The sequence below is a fragment of the Oleiphilus sp. HI0066 genome (genome assembly GCF_001635725.1).
Genome location: NZ_LWFH01001107.1, coordinates 1 through 1189 on the forward strand (window position 1 = coordinate 1; position 1189 = coordinate 1189).

The window sequence follows — 1189 nt, forward strand, 5'->3', positions numbered from 1 at the left end:
AACTCATAAAAGACACTCGGAATGTCGTACTTCCCCTCTTGGAATTGAATAGATACTTTGTCGGCCAAAGTGGATGACTGTTCCAAATAAATCTCTGGGCTTCCTTTTACTTTTCCACCCGCGCTATTCAATTGATAACCGTGATCTTCTAAAAACGCATTCAACACGTGAATATCATTCAAGCCATCCACATCGCTGAGGGAATTCACTTTCACCGTAAAATGGTTTGGCACAAAGCCAAAGACATAAAACCACGCCGCATACTCTGATTCTTGTAAAAGAGTCTGATACACCGAATACGAAGGCTGGCCCCACGACACCCCTGACACGGGTAACAAAGCATCCAATATTGGCTGATAACGGTCTACTAATGCTCGAGAGATAAGATCCTGCAATTCTGGCGAGCACTGTTCGAGCAACAACTCGCTAATAAATACCTTTGGCGCATCCGCGATATTTGAATGTTCTAAGTGCACCGCTTCCAGCTTCTTTTCTTTGAAATGATAGTGCTCTCTCACTTCATAGCCGATTTCCTCAAAGGGCGCACAGAGCTGGCCTAACCCAAACTCGGAGTGTTTGAGGGTTCGCAGTGCAATATGATCATTCAACAGACCAGAAGAATGCTGTGCAAGCAAGGCTCGCATCTCGAGCACCTTAGGGTTTAACTTGCTATACGCTGCCCAACACTCTGAAAACATGGTCTCGATATTCATATCGTTCCTTTTTACAAATCGAATAACTGACATGGCTACTTCTAGCTGCTTTTGACTACTTATAGCTACTAAATGCGTTGCAGCTTTGAAGTAGAGCTTAAATTTAGCGTTGTTTTCAGTGATATGCGAACGAGCGCAAAGCCGAACCCTATTCTTTCCAGAATGGCTTATTTGCCTCATTCAGTGCATCAGCGTGAGATAACCCAATATCTGACAATGCTCGTTGATCGAGATGCGCTAATTGCCTACGTTGCTGGGTGCGCTGCGCATACAAACTGACTAGTTCTAATAGTCGCTTACTTTGCAGCCTAAGCTGAGTCAATTTGAAAATACGAACGACAGCTCTCGCAGAAAGTACGCGCTCAAATGCTGATAATATTAGGTATCCGTTCACGAATAATCTCATGATCTAACTCCTCTATCTGTAATTCGCTAATAAACCATTGGAGAAAAATTGTTGCTGTCATCGCCTCTCT

At 43.7% G+C, this 1189-nt stretch carries 2 protein-coding genes; both read right to left on the reverse strand.

What is annotated here, in order from left to right; all coding sequences use genetic code 11:
• A partial coding sequence (locus A3738_RS14350; RefSeq protein WP_068763663.1) for a DUF1338 domain-containing protein occupies nucleotides 1–713 on the reverse strand: 713 nt, incomplete at its 3' end.
• Between the two features lie 148 nt (nucleotides 714–861).
• Nucleotides 862–1119 carry a DUF1127 domain-containing protein gene (locus tag A3738_RS14355; protein ID WP_082878547.1) on the reverse strand — a complete coding sequence of 86 codons (258 nt, stop codon included), beginning with the start codon at nucleotides 1117–1119 and terminating at the stop codon, nucleotides 862–864.
• Between the last annotated feature and the right edge of the window lie 70 nt (nucleotides 1120–1189).

Bases quoted from the DNA above. Each gene is read 5' to 3' on its own strand.
- A3738_RS14355 (WP_082878547.1), bottom strand. From the start codon at position 1,119: ATGAGATTATTCGTGAACGGATACCTAATATTATCAGCATTTGAGCGC.